Here is a 17,276-nt window from a genome sequence, read left to right as displayed (position 1 = left end):
CGTCGGGGAGCCGTCCAGCAGCCCGACGGTCCGCCGGATGTCGGCCATCGCCTGCCGGCCCAGACGTTCGGCCTGTTCCAGCGCGTCGACCGCGTCATCGACGTCACGGTCCTGCTGCAGCCCTCGACGCGCGCCGGTCACGTGCAGCAGGGTGATGCTCAGCGAGTGGGCGATGACGTCGTGCACCTCCCGGGCGATGCGCCGCCGCTCGTCGGCCGCCGCGTGCTCGGCCAACAACTTCTGAGCCTCGATCTGTTCGGCCAGCAACAGCCGTTGCGTGCGCATCACGTAACCGAGGAGCCACCCCGCGCCGACGAAAGCCAGGTACAGCCCCACCGCGTCCAGCCGGTGCAGTGCGGACGCGGCGAGCAGCAGCGCGGCCACCGACGCGGCGGACAACAGGCCGACCGCGATGGAGCTCAACGTGGCGATGGACAACACCAGCAGCACCAGCAGCGCCGGGGCGAAATCGGCGTGAATGGGTGTCGACGTGCCGAACAGCATCATGGCGGTGGCCGTCATCCAGGTCGCCCACATCAGCCCCGGGCTGAGCTTCGTGTTCAGAAAGAAGAACACCAGCGTCGGCGCGATGGACACCGCGAACGCGGCCAACCCGACGGGCAGATCCGCGAAGGGGCGCTGCAGGATCGCGATCACCGCGCCACCGACATGGCTCACATCGACGGCGATGAACGACGCCCAGGTCAGACCGACGGGGATCAGCTCGCCCCGGCGGCGCAGCTGTTCGCGAACATATCTCGTTGCGGCACGCAACATCATCCAATCGTAGAAGGGCGCGCCACCAGCGCACATCATGCCGTGGGTGGCAATCGCCTCCTACCGTGGTAGGGGATAAAGACTGCACCTCGGCACGACGCGCACCGCCCGGTCGCCTTCCTAGCGTTCCAGTCATGACATGGACACTGCTGCACGACCGGATGGCCTTCATGGCCGAAGTGATCAAAGCCGCCGAGACCGATCCCGAGGCGGCGCTTGCGTCGGTCGCCGGCTCACCCGAGGTGCCCAGGCTTTTCGGCGACGAGGAGGGCCTGCTGCTGTCGCTGGGACAGCGCTGGATCACCATGCTGGTGGCCAAGCTGGACCAGGCCGTACACGAGGGCGTGGCGGCCGAGCAGGTGCGGGCAAATCTCGAGGCCGCTGAGCCCGGCCTGCACGCCCTGGTGCGGATCGGCTCGCGGCAATCACTGCGGCTGCGTTCCCTGTCTCGGGGCGAGCACGTCGCCGTGGGCCTCTTCGGCGGCCCGTCCGGCGATCGGCAGACCGTTGCATGACGGACGGGGAATGCTGAAGCGGCTCACCGGCCGCTACGCGGTGCTGGTCGTCGGCATGTGGGTTCTGGCGGCCGCGGCCGCCAATGTGGTTGTCCCGCAACTGGAACGGGTCGTCGACTCGCACGCCCGATCGTTCATGCCCACCGACGCACCCAGCGCAGTCGCCGCGTCGCGGGCCGCCGAGTTGTTCGGTCAGACCCCGAGCAACAACTTCGTCTACGTTGTGCTGGAACGCAATCAGACGCTGACGACGGGCGACCGCCGGTTCTACGACGCGATGACGACGGCCCTGACTTCCGACCGGCGTCACGTGTACGCGGTGACCGACCTGTGGTCGCAGCCCACCACGGCCGCCGGCGCGCAGAGTCGGGACGGACGGGCCGTCAGCGTCATGGTGCGGCTGGCCGGCATGCTCGGCACGGCCCAGGCGCGCGATTCGGTCAACGCGGTCCGCGCCACCGTGCGGAACCTCTCACCGCCGGCGGGCCTGGCAGTCCATGTCACCGGGCCCGGTGCGACGATCGTCGACGAATTCTCCGCGATCGATCGACAGATGCTCGGCATCACCGCCGCCACCATCGGCCTCATCCTGCTTCTCCTGCTGGTCGTATACCGATCGCCGATCGCGGCCGCGATCCCGCTGATCTCCGTCGGTCTGGCACTAGCACTGGCCCGCGCCGTCGTCGCCGCCCTCGGGCAGGCGAATGTGGTTGAGGTGTCGCTATTTTCGGTTGCACTCATGGCGGCCATGACGCTCGGCGCCGGCACCGACTACGCGATCTTCCTGGTCGGCCGCTACCACGAGGGCCGCCGCCACGGCGTCCCGCCGCCCCAGGCACTGGCGGAGGCCTACCGTTCCATCGCGCCCGTCGTGATCGGGTCGGCACTGACCGTGTCGGTGGCGCTGGCCTGCCTGGTGTTCGCCCAGGTGGGTTCGTTCCGCAGCGCCGGGCTGCCCTGTGCCATCGGCATTCTGGCGACCATGCTCGCTGCGCTGACCCTGACGCCGGCCCTGATGAGCCTGGCCATACGCCGAGGCTATCTCGAACCGCGCCCGTCGACCACGGCTCGGCGCTGGCGCCGCGTCGGGACGGCCGTCGCCCGGTGGCCGGGTCCGATCCTGGTCACGGCGGGCGCGTTGACGCTGCTGGCCGCGCTACCGCTGGCGAGCATGCGGATCGGCTTCGACGAACCCGCCGCCACGCCGTCGGCCACCGACTCCAATCGCGGATATGTCGCCGCCGACCGCCATTTCGCGGCCAACGCGCTGCTGCCCGACGTCATCGCGATCCAAGCCGACCACGACCTGCGCAACCCGGCCGGCCTGATCGCCATCGAGCGAATCACCCGCCACATCATGGCCGTGCCGGGCGTCCGTGCGGTGCAGTCCGCCAGCCGCCCCGACGGCACGGTGCCCGAACAGGCCACCCTGAGCTATCAGGCCGGGGTGCTCGGCCGCCAGTTCGGGGACACCATGGACTCGCTTTCCCAGCGCCTCAGGCGAGTCTCCGAACTCGACGACGCGCTGGCGCAGACCCAGCGTGCGGTGGAGGGCCTCGGCAACGGATTGCGCGGCGGCGGTACGGGACTGGCCGAGGTCTCCGGCGCGGCGCAGGACATGCGCGCCGGCATGGACGGGTTGCAGCACAACGTCACGACGGTCTCGGGTTACCTTGACCCGCTGCGCGACATCGTCGGGCGAACCCCCGACTGCGCCGCCAACCCGATCTGCTCGACGGTGGACCGCGTGCTCCAGCCGGTCGACGGCCTGGTGCAGACCTCGAGCCGCCTCAGGGCCGGCGCCGCGGAACTGACCAGCGGCTCGAGCACGGCCGCCGCCGCGATGTCCGGGCTTCCGCGGAGCATCGCGTCCATGAAAGACGCGCTGGCACGAGCGCGTTCGGCCACCCACGATCTGCTTGGCCTGACCGACACGCTCGGACCCCAGATGCGGCAGTTGACCGACTACCTGGACGAGATCGCGACACAGTTCCGGGGCAGTGCGGCGGCCGATTTCTACCTGCCCCAACGGGCGCTGACCGATCCACGCTACGCCACCGCGCTGGGCCAGCTGATCTCCGAGAACGGCTGTGCCGCATACCTGTTGGTGTACGGCGACGGATCGGAGTGGGGTGCTGACGGGGCCAAGCGGGCAGATCAGGTGCGGGCCGCCATCAAGGAGGCCACCAAGGAAGGCACCCTGACCCCCACCGAGGTCGACCTCGCCGGCGTCGGCCCGGTGACCGCCGACCTGCAGCGCTTCGTCGCCGGGGACGTCAAGCTGCTCGTGGGCGCCGCGTTGGTCCTCATCTTTTTGATCGTCACTGCGATGCTGCGCAGCCCGGTCGCCGGCCTGGTCGTCGTCGGGACCGTCGTTACCTCTTACGCATCGGCGGTCGGCGCCAGCGTGCTGATCTGGCAGCACCTGCTGCACCACGATCTGCACTGGGCCGTCGCACCGATCGCGTTCATCGCGCTGATCGCCGTCGGGGCGGACTACAACCTGCTGCTGGCGTTACGCATCAAACAGGAAGCGTCAGCGGGCCTGCGGACTGGCATCATTCGCGCCTTCGGCGGCACGGGCGGTGTGGTCACTGTCGCCGGCATCGTCTTCGGCCTGACCATGCTGGCGTTGCTCAGCAGCAGTGTGCTCAGCATCGCGCAGATCGGCACCACCATCGCGGTGGGGCTGTTGTTGGATACCCTGGTGGTGCGGGCGTTCATCGTGCCGTCCATCGTGGCGCTGCTGGGCCGTTGGTTCTGGTGGCCCCGCACGCTCCTCCGCCGGGCGGGCGCCTCCGTGGAACCCGTTGCGGCGCCGCCTGTTCCGGCCGCTACTGCTGCGGGACGGTGACGGTCGACGGCAGCCCGACCAGCACCCCTTCCACGTCGCCGTCGGCGCTGACCATCAGACCGCGTCCCGGCGGCAACGCTTGAGCGCGCACCGCGCGGTTGATCCGGTTCTGCGGGTCGTTGTCCATATACAGCTGCGCGACCTTCGCCGAGTTCTGGAACCTCATCCACGGATCCATCTGCAGCGTCGCCCAGTTCGCGCTGTTGCGGGTGGTGAACACGTGCAGGCCGATCTGCCGGGCGCGTTCCATCAGCTTCCACAACGCCGCGCCTACCGGGGGTTTGGGCGGGTAGCTCTGATCGGGGCGCAGGTCTTGGACGTCGTCGATGAGCACGAAATGCCGCGCGCCCTCCCAGGGTTTGAGCGCACGCAGCTCCTCCTGGCTCAAGCCTTTGGGAGGCAGCCGGGGCAGCAAGATCTGCTGCGCGAGTTGGGTTATCACCTCGTCGATCTCGTCCTGGTCATAGGCGTACGCGCGTACATAACCGGGCCCGCTCAGGTCGCGCAGCCCATGCGGCGCCGTCTTGGGGTCGATGAGCGTCAGCTGTGCATCCTCTGGGCTGAATCGGCTCATGATCGCCTCGCCGATGGACACCAGCGACAGCGTCTTGCCGCAGCCCTGCCGGCCCAGGATCATCAGCCCCGGGCTCTCCCGGAGCTTGAGCGGAACCGGGCCCAGTTCGTGTCGCTCACCGATGGCGAAGGCGATCGACAGGTCATCGCCACTGGGATGCGCTGCCTCGTATTCGAGGATCGCCCGCAGCTCCACCCGCTGCGGAAGCCGCTGCAACGTCGCGTGTTTGGTCACGCCCGCCACGTCGGCGATCCGCCCGCCGACGTCGACGATGCTGACCAGCGCCCCGGTCGCGGGTTCGGTCAGGGCAGGGATGCCGACCCGCAGCTCGTGCAGGCTATCCGTCAGACCGAAGCCCGGCCGGTTCAGCGTCCGCCGCGCGGCGTCACGCGACTCGAGCGACGAGTGTCCCATCTGGCTTTCGCTCGGGTCGGCCAGGCGCAATTGGATTCGCGCCGTGGCGTTTTGCAGCAGGCTCTGCCGCTGCCCGTGAATCCAGCCGCCGGCGCTGCACATCACGTGGACCCCGTACTCGGGACCACGGCTGCTCAATGAGATGATGCGATCCCCCAAGACGGTGTCTTTCGAGTACACGTCGTCGTAGTCGTCCACCACCACGAATACGTCGCCGAAGGGGTCGTTGGCGTCGGTACCGCCCAGCCCGTCGCTGCCCGGCGCGAACCGGCGCTCCCGGAAACCGTCGAGGTCGATCTTCAAGCGCCGGAACGAATTCTCGCGCGCGTCGATCAACGCGTCCATGCTGCTCAGGATGCGCTCGATGCCCTCGGCGTCCTTCGGTGACACGATGTCGGTGACGTGCGGCAGCGACGCCGCCTGCGCCAGCGTGGCACCGCCGATGCAGAAGAACGTCACGCGCGCCGGGCTGTACATCGCTGCCGCCGAGCACATCAGCGTCATCAGCGTGGTCGTCTTGCCCCGCTGCTTGGCGCCCACCACGATCACGTTGCTGCGCAGCGCGTCGACCGCGTGCACGACCTGCTTGGACTCCTCGGGGATGTCCATCACGCCCACCGGAAACATCAGGCCCGCGTTCTGGCCGTAGTCCACATGCCAGGGCTTGCCGCGGTAGGCCGACACCAGCACGTCGACGGGCTGGGGGTCTTCCAGCGGCTCGAGCCAGGGCCGTCGCGGCGACCGGTGCGGGACATGCTGCAACGACTCGCGCAGCACGTCGACGATCTTCTTTCGCTTGAAACCGTCGTCGTGGTAGAGGAATTCGTCCGGTTCGGTGTCGACGGCGGCTGCGGCTTCAAGCGCCGCGGCGTCGGCCGTGTCGAGCGGCTGGTATTGCCAGTTGTAGAGGCGCGGTTTGGTCAAGGTCATGTCGACGGTGGTCGCGACCTCCTTGCCCTTCGGGACCACGAAGGGAGCCGAGAGGTAGAAGCAGCGGAACGGTTCGAGGTCACGCGGCCCCACCTTCAGCAGCGCGAAGCCGTTCTCTTTCGACGGCAGGTGATAGGCGGCGTCCGAACCGATCACCTCGCGGCTGTCGTCACCGGACTCGGCGCGCAGCGCGATCCGGAACGCGATGTTGGACTTGACCTTCTGCAATGATGACAGGTCCAGCCGCTGACCACCTAGCATGAAGAAGACGTTGGCGCCGCGGCCTTCCTGGCCGATGTGGATGATCAGGTTGATCCACTTCTCGTGGTTGGCAAAGAGTTCCAGGTACTCGTCGACGATGACGAGCAGGACGGGCACCGGCGGGAGATCCCGTCCGGCCAGCCGGATCTCTTCGTAGTCGTTGGCGTCGCGCGCGCCCACCGACGTGAACAGCTCATAGCGCTGCTTGATCTCGCCGTCGATGACCCTGCGCATCCGCTCTGCCAGATGGCGCTCGTCCTTGCCCAGGTTCGACAGCGCCGCCACGACGTGCGGGATGCCCATGATGTCCTGCGCCGCCGATTCGAACTTCATGTCGACGAAGATGACGTTGAACGTCTCCGGCGAGTGCGTCAGCGCGATGCCGTAGACCAGCGACAGGAAGAACTCCGACTTTCCCGAACCACTGGTGCCGATGACCACGGAGTGAAAACCGAAGCCGCCGAAGTCTTTCGCGCGGATGATGATGTTCTGCAGCTCGCCGGTGGGTTTCGCGCCGACCGGGATCTCGCACCACCGCTCGTCGCCGCGGCCGCGCCGCTCGGCCCATAACCGGTCGACGTCCAGCTCGCGGGGATCGACGATGCCAAGCCCACGCAACAGTTCGGCGGCGCCGCCGGTCGAGTCGGCGATCTCGCTGCGGCTGGTCGGTGACCACCGCGCCATCGCCCGGGCGTAGCGGTAGGCGCGGTGAATCGACAGCTGGTCGGCATGGGCGAAGAACTTGCCGCGCACCCGTAACAGCGGCGCCGGGCGCCCGTCTTCACCGTCGGCGTCTGAGCCGTTCCGGCCCAATTTGACGTTGCCGTTCACCGGTGTGCTGTGCCGGTCGCCCATCTCGAACACCTGGTCCTGGGCGAACCCCACGCCGGTGCCGACGCGAGAGGCCAGGCGCAGCAGGGTAATTCCCGCCTTGCCGACCTGCCCGACCACGCTCTCCCACGCGTCGGGGCTGCCGGTGTTGTCGTCGACGATCACCAGGTGCGGTCCCAGATCGACGGCATCGCCGCCGGTTTCGAGCGCCGAACCCATCGCGGTCGGGCTGGCCGCCGCCAGCGGTGTCCACGCGCCGCGCTTGCCCTTCATGTGCAGCTCGGCGCCGAGGGTCTCCTCCAACTCTTCCGGGGTGGCGAAGACCAGGCGTCGCCAGCCGCAGGCGTCGAACAGCTCGTCGTGCAGGTTGTGCGGCAACCACACCATCCACGACCACACCTCGGGATTGCGGGTGACGACCATCAGTTTCACGTCGCGCGGGTTGTGAAACACGGCCAGCGAGCACAACACCGACCGCATCAGCGAGCGCAGCCGGTCCAGGTCTTCGCCGACGAAGCTGAAGCCCGGCGCCGACCGCAGGTTGACCACCTTGGCGATGTCGCGAATCTTGCGCTGCTCCAAAATGAAATCGCGCAGCGCCTGCCCAGTGACGGGTTCGAGTTCCTCGTCGGAGGCGATGTCGGGCCACGTCACGGACAAGACGGAGTCCGGGGCGTGTTGCACGCCGGTCCCCAACCGCACCTCCAAGAAATCCGCATCGCCGCGGCCGCGCTCCCACATCCGCGGGCCGCCGATGATCGCGCCCAGACCGTGTGGATCGGAGTGCACCGCGTGCTGCCATTCGCGCTGCGCGCACACCGCGCTCTGGATCTCGTCGCGGTTGGAGTCCAGGTCGCGCAGGTAGCGGCGGCGGCCCTTTTCCATTTCGCCCCAGGTGATCTTGCGAGCCCGCCCGAAGCGTCCGGAGAACGCCAGCATGCTGAACGCGCCGATGCCCATCAAGGGGAAGAACCCGGTCGACAGGCTGCGCACCCCGGACACGTAGAGCATGACGATGGTGCCGATCAGCGCCACGATCAATGCCGGCACCCCGATCATCACCCAGATATTGCGGGGCTCGCGCTCCGGCAGGGCGATCGGCGCACTCGGCGCTACCCGAACGGGTTTCGGCGGTTCGATTCTGACCCGGTTGATGGGAAACGCTTTCTTGGACATCCCTAGCCTCCCGCCTTCGCCGATGTCGTCACCACAGCCGCCTTGCCGAGCGCCGGCACGGTGTCGCGCGCCACGAGTGCTGCCTCCCGCGACAACGCCGGACCCGCAGCGAACGTGCGCAGCAACGGCCACGGCGCCTGTACCGCCGAGGCCGGGTCGAGTCCAAGGGCGCGCAGCGTGTCGTCGTTGGCGGCGATGCCGAAGCGGACGCCGTTGTCGGACACCCAGAACAGCGATTCGCGCGAATCGGACGTGATCACCCCGCTGGTCGAGGTGACGAAGTTGGCCGCCCCCGGCAGCACCAGCACCTGGTTGGCGACCACCGACGCCGGGTCCCGGTCGTCGCGCACCAGGTGCACGATCCGGTCGTCGAGGTAGGAGTACACCGGAAGCCCCCGCCCGTTGTAGACGACGACGCGGGCCTGCGGATCCGTCGAACCCTTCTCCCAGCCGACGCAGGTGGTCGGATTCGCCGCGGTGTCAATGAAATTCAGGCGCTTGGTCGGGTAGTAATCGACGTCCAGCGAGCTCACCTGGGGGATGTTGACCAACACGTCGGGGGTCACCACGCGCGGGGCCGTCGACCCGTAGGAGTTGGCGCTGCGGAGCAGGTCGGCGACGAAGCTGGTGATCTTCTGGACGCCGTCGGGCAGTAGGACGTAGAACTGCTTGCCGCCGCCGGCGGTTTGGGCCTGCAGCACCGCACCCACCTGCGAGCCGGAGACCCACGTCGACGGCGCGCCCGCCTGCGGGACGTCCGGGACGCGCAGCGGCTCGGTCGCCGGCAGCCCGTCGTAGAGCGCGCGCGAAATCTCCACCGGTGACGTCACTCCCGGATCCAGGCCCAGGCTGAGGGTGATCGCTCTGCTGGCCGGATCGACCTGCGAACGTTTGCCGCCCCAGATCACGTACGTGTTGCCCTCGAACGTCACGAGCACGCCGGCGTCGTCGGCCAGCGGTGCCGCGCGGTCACCGCCGTTGAGCGTGCCCGCGATTGACGTGACGACCGGCTTCTCGCCGCTGCGCGGGCGGCCGGCCGTGTCGCACACGGCCCACGCGGAGATCGCGCCCCGGTTCACCGGCATCGCCGCCGGCGCGCCCGGGATACCGATCAGGGGCCCGGTCGGATACTTTGCGATCTCACCGCGCTTGACCCACGTCGGCGGGTTCGCCGTGCCGGTGGCCAGCCGGGCGGACGTCAGATTGAGGGCCGGATAGAGCCGGCCGTCGATGCGGGCGTAGATCGCGCCGGAATCGCGGTCGCCGATGATCGCCGATTCGCCAACCGCGCCAGTCGGTTTCAGCACGTTCAGTAACATCATCCACCCGGCGGCGATGGCCACCAGCAAGATCGACAACACCAACGCGGCGGTCTGCTTGCGGTCGTCGTGCTTCATTCGGACCGAGAACCGGGTGGTCGCCGCGCGCAACCGTCGGTTGTAGAACAGGTGACCGGAATTCTGGTCACGGTTCGACAAACTCAGCGGCATGCTCAATACCCCTTCGGTGATCGGCGAGGATCGGCCTGCTGAATCAGATCGGCCAGATTCGACGCGTCCGCGGCGACGTGATAGCGGCCCATCGCATAGTTGATGAACGCGCACGCCTGCGCCACCAAGTTGTGGATATCGCGCGACGTGCCCGGCTCGTGATAGGCCGCGAACGTGGGTGCGATGAATTGCCAGGCACCCTTGCTCGGTGTCCCCCGCGCCGCGTTCGAATCCCAGCCGTTAACCGCGTTGGCGTTGTAATTGGATTCGCGGCGAGCGACCAAATCCATGCCGCGTTCCCAGCGGACACGTGCGGCCGGATCGTGAATCCCCTTGATATCCAATGCTTTATGAATCGCCGCCATGACGGCCCCGCGGCCGTTGCCCTGCCCGCCTCGCATCGCCGCCCCCCTCTGTCGGTAGCGCAGCCGCCGCAGCCGCAGCGCCAGGAGCCGTGCCCGCCGGCGCGAGTTCAGGATGTGGCGGTGCTGGGCGCGCAGCCTCGCCGCCATCCGGACCATGGCTTCACGTCGCGCCATCGGCGTGTCGGGCGTCGACGCGGCGTCGGTTTTGGCGTCGTCGAGGTTCGCCCGGGTGGTCACCCTCGCGTCCGCGTGGTCGGCGCGCGCCGCGGTCATGATTCGTGCCAGCGCGCGGTCGGTGGTGCTCGCCTGGCGGACTTCGTTCAGCGTGTTTGTCGACCTTTGCGCCGCGGCGGCGGGTAGGCCTTCGGTTCTGACGACAGCGTGATGCTGCGTCTTGTCGACCCGGGCGGCGGCGGCCTCACCGGCGAACAGCGCGTGGCCGCGGGCCAAGACCGCCACCGCGTGCATCATCAGCGGATCAGTCAATGACTGCCCCACCCTGGTCCCCTTTTTTCCCACACCCTCTGGCCGCGCAAAACCGTACTCAATAGCATGCACGAATCGGCAGTTCCGCTGTCAATAACGAGCGATTACGTAGCGACCCTACTGCCGGGCGCGTGGACCGACCACTCACCTTCTGGCGAAGTGAGGCGGGTTATTCCTTCGCCTCGTCGTCGTTGGGCATGATGACGATTCGGCGATGCGGCCGGTTGGTGACCACGGTGGGTTTCTCCTCACCGGGCTTGGGCCCCGGCGGGCTCGGCGGCATCGTCAGGCGGCCCTTGACGGGCTGGCCGTTGGGCACGCCGGGCGCCGAGATTCGCTTCTCCGGAGGCTTCTCCTTGTTGCCGCCTTCGCCGTGGCCGCCCATCGCTCCGGGCGGCATCATCCCCATACCGCCCATGCCGGTCTGCCCCGACGCGGTCGGCGCGCCGCTGACTGGCGGCATCATCGCGCCCTTGGCCGCCCCGGCGGGGGTAGTCGGCGGGGATGACGTCGGCACCGGAGGCGGACCCAACGAGCTGGCCGGGGTAGTGCCGCCACCGCCCAGGCCCGCGCCGCCACCGCCCGAGCCCAGGCCGCCGCCGGCTCCGGAGCCCGGGCCGACGCTGTCGACAAGGTGCGCGTCGCTTGCCAGTCCGGCTCCGTGGGCGCCGCCCTGGACTGCACTCATCAGCGGCTGGATGGCGCTTTGGCCGGCCTGCATCGCCTGCTGCGGGAGCTGCGTCAGCGGCTGCATGATGCCGCCGACCGCGCCGCCGAGCGCACCCGTGATGCTTTGCAGCATCTGCTGCATCATCTGCGGGGCTTGTTGACCGACGTTTTGCATCTGCTGTGCTGACTGAGCTTCGTTTTCGGGAAATTTCGCGGCCGCGTCGGCGGCGTGCGCTCGACGGTCCGCGTCTCCTTGGACGCTATCGGCCGCATCCTTGGGCACGCCGGCACCGGAAGCCGCATAGAGCCCTGCACCGGCAGCACCCGCAGGCGACGGGTCCGGCGGCGGCGGGGGTGGCATCGTCACCGGTGGCGGCGGCACTATCCCCAGTCCCTGCAACAGGATCTCCGGTGTGATTCGGATCGGAGCGCCACCAGGGCTCGGGGGAAACGCCGGTACCGCATCACCGGTCATGACTTCACCCCCATCGCTATGGCCTAGTCACCATTTCGCTTGCCGCGTTGCACTGTCATTCTGTCACAGGCGCGCTGACGACGTATTCACGTCGTTGCGACCTCGTACTTCCGCGCCTCAGTAACATCACCTTGGGTACGCCGATGCCCCGCTCTCAAGCCCGTCGTCGGCTGATTGCGGCAAACCAGGCAAGGTGGTAATTCGCGAGGTACTCATGCCCATCGATCATGGCCTTGATTGCCGATAGCAGCATCCAATCCCCGACGGCTGCCGGATCGTGATTGGGATAAGCATTCATTGTCGACTGCTGAATATCGCCGATGCATGTCCGCAATAGCTCGGCTTCGCTTCCTAGCACGCCGGTTTTCCGCACAGCCGGGGCGACGACTGCTTGTGCGATCCGTGGCAGACCGTCGCGACGGCGAACAGCCTCCACCAATGTAGGCCCCAATTCGTCGACGTGGGGTGCTGCTGAGCGCGCTGGACGGTCACCATTCAGGGTGGGGGCTTCGGGGTCCGATTCGGCGACGTAAGTGTTGTGCTCATGAGCGGCGGCGGCCACGACGGTCCCTAGCAAGTCCACCACGGTGGCGTCTCGCCGGCGCGGGGCAGGCTCAAGCAGGGCCACGTGGGCGGGTAGACGAACATGAGGTGGAATCCATCCGCCAGCGAGGTCGGTAACCAGCAGAGTGGTGGTGCCGTCGTCCCGCAGACCTGCCGCCCACGAAAGTCGCGGCTCTTGGCGGGCCACCGCATCGACAACCCGCTGCAGCCGCTGTTGCTCCGCTGCTCTACTCGAGACTGTGCCGGCAGTCGCGCCGGTCGCCGCCGACATTGCTGATGCGCCGATCGCGCCCGACGAGTTCGCACCCGCCTGTCCGGCGGCGGCTGCGGGAGCCGCACGCTCGACCGGAGAAACCAGCGGCCCACCCGCTGATGGGGACGAACCTGGCGACGATGCGACCGGCGCGCCCGATACCGGGCTCGTTGGCACTGACGGCATTGCTGGGGGCGCCGCAATCGGTGGCCGCAGATCCGAGCCGTATGCAGGCAATGGCCCCGCGGGGCCACCGGGGTTCCCGCCTATAGCTGCTGGTGTTCCGGACCACGATCCGCCGGTTATGACTGGCGCGATCGGAGCTGTGCCTGTGGCCGGTGGCGCGGGAGCGGCTGGCGCGGGTGTGTCAACCGGGTTGCTCGCGGGAATGAAAACCCCCCCGCTAGGCGCGGTCGGCGTTACCGGCGCCGTCCCCATAGGGGTTTCAGACTGCGGCGGTGTACCACCTCCCGACTCCATCGCATTGATCGCACCTGACGAAATCCCTTGAGCGCCGGCACCGGCCGGCTGCCCTGTCGCCATGCCACTCGCGAAAGACTGGGCTAGGTTTGGCGCGCTGCCTTGTCCCATGCCGACTGATGCCATCGATCCACCGGGCACGCCGGGCATCGCAGACCCCACCGATCCACCGGTACCGGGCAACGGCGTGCTCGGCGAAGGGGAAGCCGGAAGAGTCCCTGTGTTACCGCGCCACCCAGCCCCGACTACCCCAGGGGAGGCAGCCTGCGCACCATGACCTTGCACACTGGCCGCAGCGCCACTGTCTTGTCCGCCGTGTTCTGCAACACCAAACGACATCGCTGGCCCGGATGGATGCTTCACTTCACTGCCACCACCATGTTCGCCACTTCCGAATGCTGGCTTTAAGTCATTCGCACTGATTGACTGGGGTGGTGGAGCGCTGTCGATATTGAGGCCGTGCTCACGTGCCCACGTTCGTGCGTCAGTTCCGACACCTTCGATGTCGAGAATTTTCTGCGTGGCGCCCACAATCTTATTCGTCGCGTCCCGGCTTGCGTTCGCTGCGTCGGCGTTGCAGCTCTCTTGGATCGTATGTATTTCGGCTAATTGCTGCGGTAGCGGCTCTTTCGATGCGAGAATCCGATCTATATCCTGGTCACCCTTAGTCGCTATTTCGGTCAGACGGCTTCGGAGGAAATCTATGGCATCTGCGCCGGAATCGAATGCCTCCGCTTTCGTTTGATATTTCTCTGCAGCATCCATGTGGAACTTTGCGCCATCGTGAAAACGCGCAACAAGATCGTCTGCGGTATGGCCTTGATTATTTGCAGCTAGTAAATTCTGAAAGGCGGTCAACTGGTGGGAGTACTGCTGTTGCTCTAAGCAAGCCTGCCTCCAGTGCTGTGCGGCGCCGCGCATCGCCGTCGAGGGCGCCGACCACCATGGACCGATCAGCAACGCCGTCCACCTGCCGGGCGGAAGGTCAAGCACCACCACATACCTGTTTCATCGCTGCGTCTTTGGCTATAACGTCGTCGAGCGCGGCCTGCCATTCAGAATCTGAAACCACACCATTCGTGGCTTTTGCCGTCGCAGTTAAGTACGCGGCAGCTAACGCGCGGGCGGTGTCACGGTGTTTAGCGTCGAGGGCTGGGTCTGCGGCTGCATTCTCGAGCATGACGGCTGCGTTCGTAGTGGCGGTGCGAGCCAGGGCTTTGTCGCTTCCGTTCGTGTCAACTTGCACGGCTCGAGCTACCAGTTTGTAGGTGTCGCAGAGCTTTTGTTGGGCCGCCGCGGTCTCTCCACTGTTATAGGCGGGTGTCGTGGTCGTGGTCGTGGTCGTGGTCGTGGACGACGAGCGAGAGTCCGCCGGTCGCGTTAAGGCCAGAATTAGAGCGATGATGGCCACCGCGGCGGTTAGGACTACCGCAATCGCCAGCCAACGCAGCGAGTGGCGCGCAGGCAACTCAGCATAGCTCGGTGGCCGGTTTGCAATGGACGACTGCGGGGTCGGGCCCTCGACAGGCCCCCAAGGCTGGCTCTCCACCATGCACCCTCCTCACCGCCGACAAACGTGTGGAGACGATCTGTCGGGAATTGCGCGCACATCCCCGCTCCATAGTGGGGCAGACGGCTCCCAGGCAGCAATTCACCGGTCATTACGACCTCGTCTCAGTCCCGCTGTCCCTGCCATCTCTGTAGGTGCTGAACGCGGCGTCGGAAGGATCGACCAGTTGAAGGGTCGAAATACGACTCGCCCCTCGCTTCCAACTTGGGATTAGGCGTAGGCGCATTACCCTGGGCACCACCAGGCGGCCACCCGTTCATGGGTCTGGCACAACGTCGTTTGCCGCACAGCCTAGGTACGTGGCGCAGCCGGGAAAGGGTAGTTCGGCGCGCCCCGCGATCCAACAGGGTGGCCTCTCATCGCTCCGTCGGTTTCGATCGGAGGGGCGTGGTGGCTTTCGCTCAGATGCGTGAAGTTCTTGTACTCGCCCCAGGCCGCACCGCCCGCAGCTCGCCCGCGTTGTGCTGGTCCATGTCGGTGAATCCCCTGGCAGCGTAGTGCGCCTTCGCGCCGACGTCGGTCAGTGTCTGCTTATGCCCTTCCAGGGTCTGCATGTGCTGCGTGTGTGCCGCCGTCACTGCCGAATGGAATGAATCGGCCGCGGCGAAGTCACCGAACATCCCCGACCCCAGCGGTCCCTGCGCGAGTTGGTCGGCGCCCTCTTGGGCGTGCCCGCCCGCGCGGTGTGAGTCGTTGCCTCCGGAGTGCAAAAGCACGGTGTCGACGAACATTGCCACCCCTTTCGAACTGATCGGGCAACGTGTACTGACCAGGCTAAATATCCCCATGGCGGTGGTCAATTCACGTTGCCTCCACCCACCCACAACACGTCTTACAGCGCGCTCGCCCCGTCGGCTAAGCCGTCGCCGTCCGTATCACTCAGCCGGACATTCCACTTGCCGTCACCGTCGGTGTCGACGTATCCGATGGCACCGCCTTCATCGGCGCACAACACCCGGTCGGCTACCCCGTCGCCGTCGATGTCGAAGAGTCGGTCGTTGACGCCGCCCTGGCCGTCGAAGTCGACCAGCGGGCCGCCAGTGTGCTCGACACCGTCGAGCCCGAACCACCGCAGTTGCCGGCCCCGTTCCGTGGCCACTCCCCACGTTCCCGATCCGTCGTCGGTGAAGTACGCCTCGGGAGTGCCATCGTTGTCGAGGTCGAGCACCGCGTGATCGGCGATGCCGTCACCGTCAAGGTCCGCGAGCGCGTCGTCGCGCAGGCCGTCACCGTCGAGATCCAGCCCGAACGCATCAAACCGGCCGTCGCCGTCCAGGTCGAGGTCCAAGTCGTGGTGAAAGATATCCGCCGTGCCGTCGTCGGCACCCATGCAATAGTCCACGAAAGATCAGACGGCACAACGCCGTTACTGGTTCCCCCGCGAGCGCCACCAGCTCAGCAATTCGGCGCTCGCCTCCTCGGCCGTCAGCGGTCCGCGCTCCAAGCGCAGCTCTTTGAGGAATCGCCACGCCTCGCCGACTTGCGGGCCGGCCGGGATGTCGAGCAGCGTCATAATCTGGTTGCCGTCCAGATCCGGACGCACGCGCTCCAGATCCTCCTGGGCGGCCAGTTCGGCGATCCGTGCCTCTAACCGGTCGTAGCTGGCCTGCAACCGGGCGGCCCGGCGCTTGTTGCGGGTGGTGCAGTCGGCCCGCACCAGCTTGTGCAGTTTCGGTAGCAACGGCCCGGCGTCGGTGACGTAGCGGCGCACCGCGGAATCGGTCCATTTCCCCTCGCCGTACCCGTGGAACCGCAGATGCAGATAAACCAGCTGCGAGACGTCCTCGACCATCTGCTTGGAATACTTCAACGCCCGCAACCGCTTTCGCACCATCTTGGCACCCACCACCTCGTGGTGGTGGAAGCTCACGCCGCCGTTGGCTTCGTGCCGCCGGGTGGCGGGCTTGCCGATGTCATGCAGCAGCGCGGCCCAGCGCAGCACCAAGTCCGGGCCGTCGTCCTCCAGCGCGATCGCCTGCCGCAGCACCGTCAGCGAATGCTGGTAGACGTCCTTGTGCTGGTGATGTTCGTCGATGGCCATCTGCATGCCGCCGACCTCGGGCAGCACGACCTCGCCCATCCCGGTCTGCACCAGCAGGTCGATGCCGGACACCGGGTCGTCGCCGAGGAGCAGCTTGTCCAACTCGGCGGCCACCCGTTCGGCGCTGATCCGCGCCAGCTCGGGGGCCATCGCCTCGATCGCTTCGCGCACCCGCGGCGCGACGGCGAAGCCGAGCTGCGAGACGAACCGGGCCGCACGCAGCATCCGCAGCGGGTCGTCGCCGAAGGACACCTCGGGTGCGGCCGGGGTGTCGAGCACCCGATCGCGCAGGGCCGCCAAACCGCCGAGGGGATCGAGGAATTCGCCCGGCCCGTCCGGCGTGATGCGCACGGCCATCGCGTTCGCGGTGAAATCGCGGCGCACCAGATCGTCCTCGAGGCGCTCGCCGTATTGCACCGCGGGTTTGCGCGACACCTGGTCGTAGGCGTCGGCGCGAAACGTGGTGATCTCCAGGCGGTGTTCACCCTTGCCGACCCCGATGGTGCCGAACTCAATGCCGGTGTCCCACAAGTGGTCGGCCCAGCGCCGCA

General features: G+C 67.3%; 12 protein-coding genes and 1 pseudogene. 2 read left to right on the top strand and 11 right to left on the bottom strand.

Annotated elements, in window-relative coordinates; all coding sequences use genetic code 11:
* A partial coding sequence (locus A9X04_RS21720; protein ID WP_197509284.1) for a histidine kinase occupies window positions 1-777 on the bottom strand: 777 nt, incomplete at its 3' end.
* Window positions 778-911: 134 nt separating this feature from the next.
* On the opposite strand from A9X04_RS21720, the gene A9X04_RS21715 reads away from it, so the two are divergent.
* Both A9X04_RS21715 and A9X04_RS21710 read left to right on the top strand, forming a co-directional pair.
* Complete coding sequence (locus tag A9X04_RS21715) at window positions 912-1,292, top strand: hypothetical protein (protein ID WP_067924849.1); 381 nt, start codon at window positions 912-914, stop codon at window positions 1,290-1,292.
* Between the two features lie 10 nt (window positions 1,293-1,302).
* Window positions 1,303-4,146 (top strand): RND family transporter, encoded by a 2,844-nt coding sequence (locus A9X04_RS21710; RefSeq protein WP_369828991.1) that lies wholly within the window; start codon window positions 1,303-1,305, stop codon window positions 4,144-4,146.
* Here A9X04_RS21710 and eccCa read toward each other — a convergent pair.
* The 10 genes and pseudogenes from eccCa to A9X04_RS21675 form a co-directional block, all read right to left on the bottom strand.
* Window positions 4,127-8,332, bottom strand: coding sequence for a type VII secretion protein EccCa (gene eccCa / locus A9X04_RS21705; RefSeq protein ID WP_067924842.1), 4,206 nt, complete (start codon window positions 8,330-8,332; stop codon window positions 4,127-4,129). The two genes, A9X04_RS21710 and eccCa, sit on opposite strands and share 20 nt — an antisense overlap.
* Before the next feature lie 2 nt (window positions 8,333-8,334).
* Window positions 8,335-9,822 (bottom strand): type VII secretion protein EccB, encoded by a 1,488-nt coding sequence (gene eccB / locus A9X04_RS21700; protein ID WP_067924840.1) that lies wholly within the window; start codon window positions 9,820-9,822, stop codon window positions 8,335-8,337.
* Window positions 9,823-9,824: 2 nt separating this feature from the next.
* Window positions 9,825-10,655 carry a transglycosylase gene (locus A9X04_RS21695; RefSeq protein ID WP_067924855.1) on the bottom strand — a complete coding sequence of 277 codons (831 nt, stop codon included), beginning with the start codon at window positions 10,653-10,655 and terminating at the stop codon, window positions 9,825-9,827.
* A gap of 187 nt (window positions 10,656-10,842) precedes the next feature.
* Window positions 10,843-11,817, bottom strand: a complete 975-nt coding sequence (locus tag A9X04_RS21690) for a hypothetical protein (protein ID WP_197509283.1) — start codon at window positions 11,815-11,817, stop codon at window positions 10,843-10,845.
* A gap of 154 nt (window positions 11,818-11,971) precedes the next feature.
* Window positions 11,972-12,379 (bottom strand): DUF5631 domain-containing protein, encoded by a 408-nt coding sequence (locus A9X04_RS31695; RefSeq protein WP_231985793.1) that lies wholly within the window; start codon window positions 12,377-12,379, stop codon window positions 11,972-11,974.
* A 39-nt stretch (window positions 12,380-12,418) separates the two neighbouring features.
* A pseudogene (locus A9X04_RS31690) lies at window positions 12,419-12,652 on the bottom strand (DUF5632 domain-containing protein); the annotation flags it as partial.
* A 1,447-nt stretch (window positions 12,653-14,099) separates the two neighbouring features.
* Window positions 14,100-14,666, bottom strand: coding sequence for a hypothetical protein (locus A9X04_RS29945; RefSeq protein WP_082975172.1), 567 nt, complete (start codon window positions 14,664-14,666; stop codon window positions 14,100-14,102).
* Between the two features lie 419 nt (window positions 14,667-15,085).
* The gene (locus A9X04_RS21685; protein ID WP_067924836.1) at window positions 15,086-15,415 is read right to left on the bottom strand and encodes a DUF2563 family protein; all 330 of its coding nucleotides are present in this window, start codon (window positions 15,413-15,415) and stop codon (window positions 15,086-15,088) included.
* A 101-nt stretch (window positions 15,416-15,516) separates the two neighbouring features.
* Complete coding sequence (locus A9X04_RS21680) at window positions 15,517-16,014, bottom strand: pullulanase (RefSeq protein WP_369828990.1); 498 nt, start codon at window positions 16,012-16,014, stop codon at window positions 15,517-15,519.
* Between the two features lie 36 nt (window positions 16,015-16,050).
* On the bottom strand, window positions 16,051-17,276 hold a 1,226-nt coding region (locus A9X04_RS21675; RefSeq protein ID WP_067924832.1), incomplete at its 5' end, for a CCA tRNA nucleotidyltransferase.

Origin of the sequence: Mycobacterium sp. E3247, from assembly GCF_001667785.1 — a bacterium.
Classification (GTDB): Bacteria; Actinomycetota; Actinomycetes; order Mycobacteriales; family Mycobacteriaceae; genus Mycobacterium.
This window is presented reverse-complemented; position numbering and strand designations above follow the sequence as displayed.

Excerpts from the sequence above, each read along its gene's own strand:
- A9X04_RS21710 (WP_369828991.1), top strand. The coding sequence starts at position 1,303 with ATGCTGAAGCGGCTCACCGGCCGCTACGCGGTGCTGGTCGTCGGCATG.
- A9X04_RS21715 (WP_067924849.1), top strand. The coding sequence starts at position 912 with ATGACATGGACACTGCTGCACGACCGGATGGCCTTCATGGCCGAAGTG.
- A9X04_RS29945 (WP_082975172.1), bottom strand. The coding sequence starts at position 14,666 with ATGGTGGAGAGCCAGCCTTGGGGGCCTGTCGAGGGCCCGACCCCGCAG.
- A9X04_RS21685 (WP_067924836.1), bottom strand. The coding sequence starts at position 15,415 with ATGTTCGTCGACACCGTGCTTTTGCACTCCGGAGGCAACGACTCACAC.
- A9X04_RS21690 (WP_197509283.1), bottom strand. The coding sequence starts at position 11,817 with ATGACCGGTGATGCGGTACCGGCGTTTCCCCCGAGCCCTGGTGGCGCT.
- eccCa (WP_067924842.1), bottom strand. The coding sequence starts at position 8,332 with ATGTCCAAGAAAGCGTTTCCCATCAACCGGGTCAGAATCGAACCGCCG.
- A9X04_RS21680 (WP_369828990.1), bottom strand. The coding sequence starts at position 16,014 with ATGGGTGCCGACGACGGCACGGCGGATATCTTTCACCACGACTTGGAC.
- A9X04_RS21695 (WP_067924855.1), bottom strand. The coding sequence starts at position 10,655 with ATGCACGCGGTGGCGGTCTTGGCCCGCGGCCACGCGCTGTTCGCCGGT.
- eccB (WP_067924840.1), bottom strand. The coding sequence starts at position 9,822 with ATGCCGCTGAGTTTGTCGAACCGTGACCAGAATTCCGGTCACCTGTTC.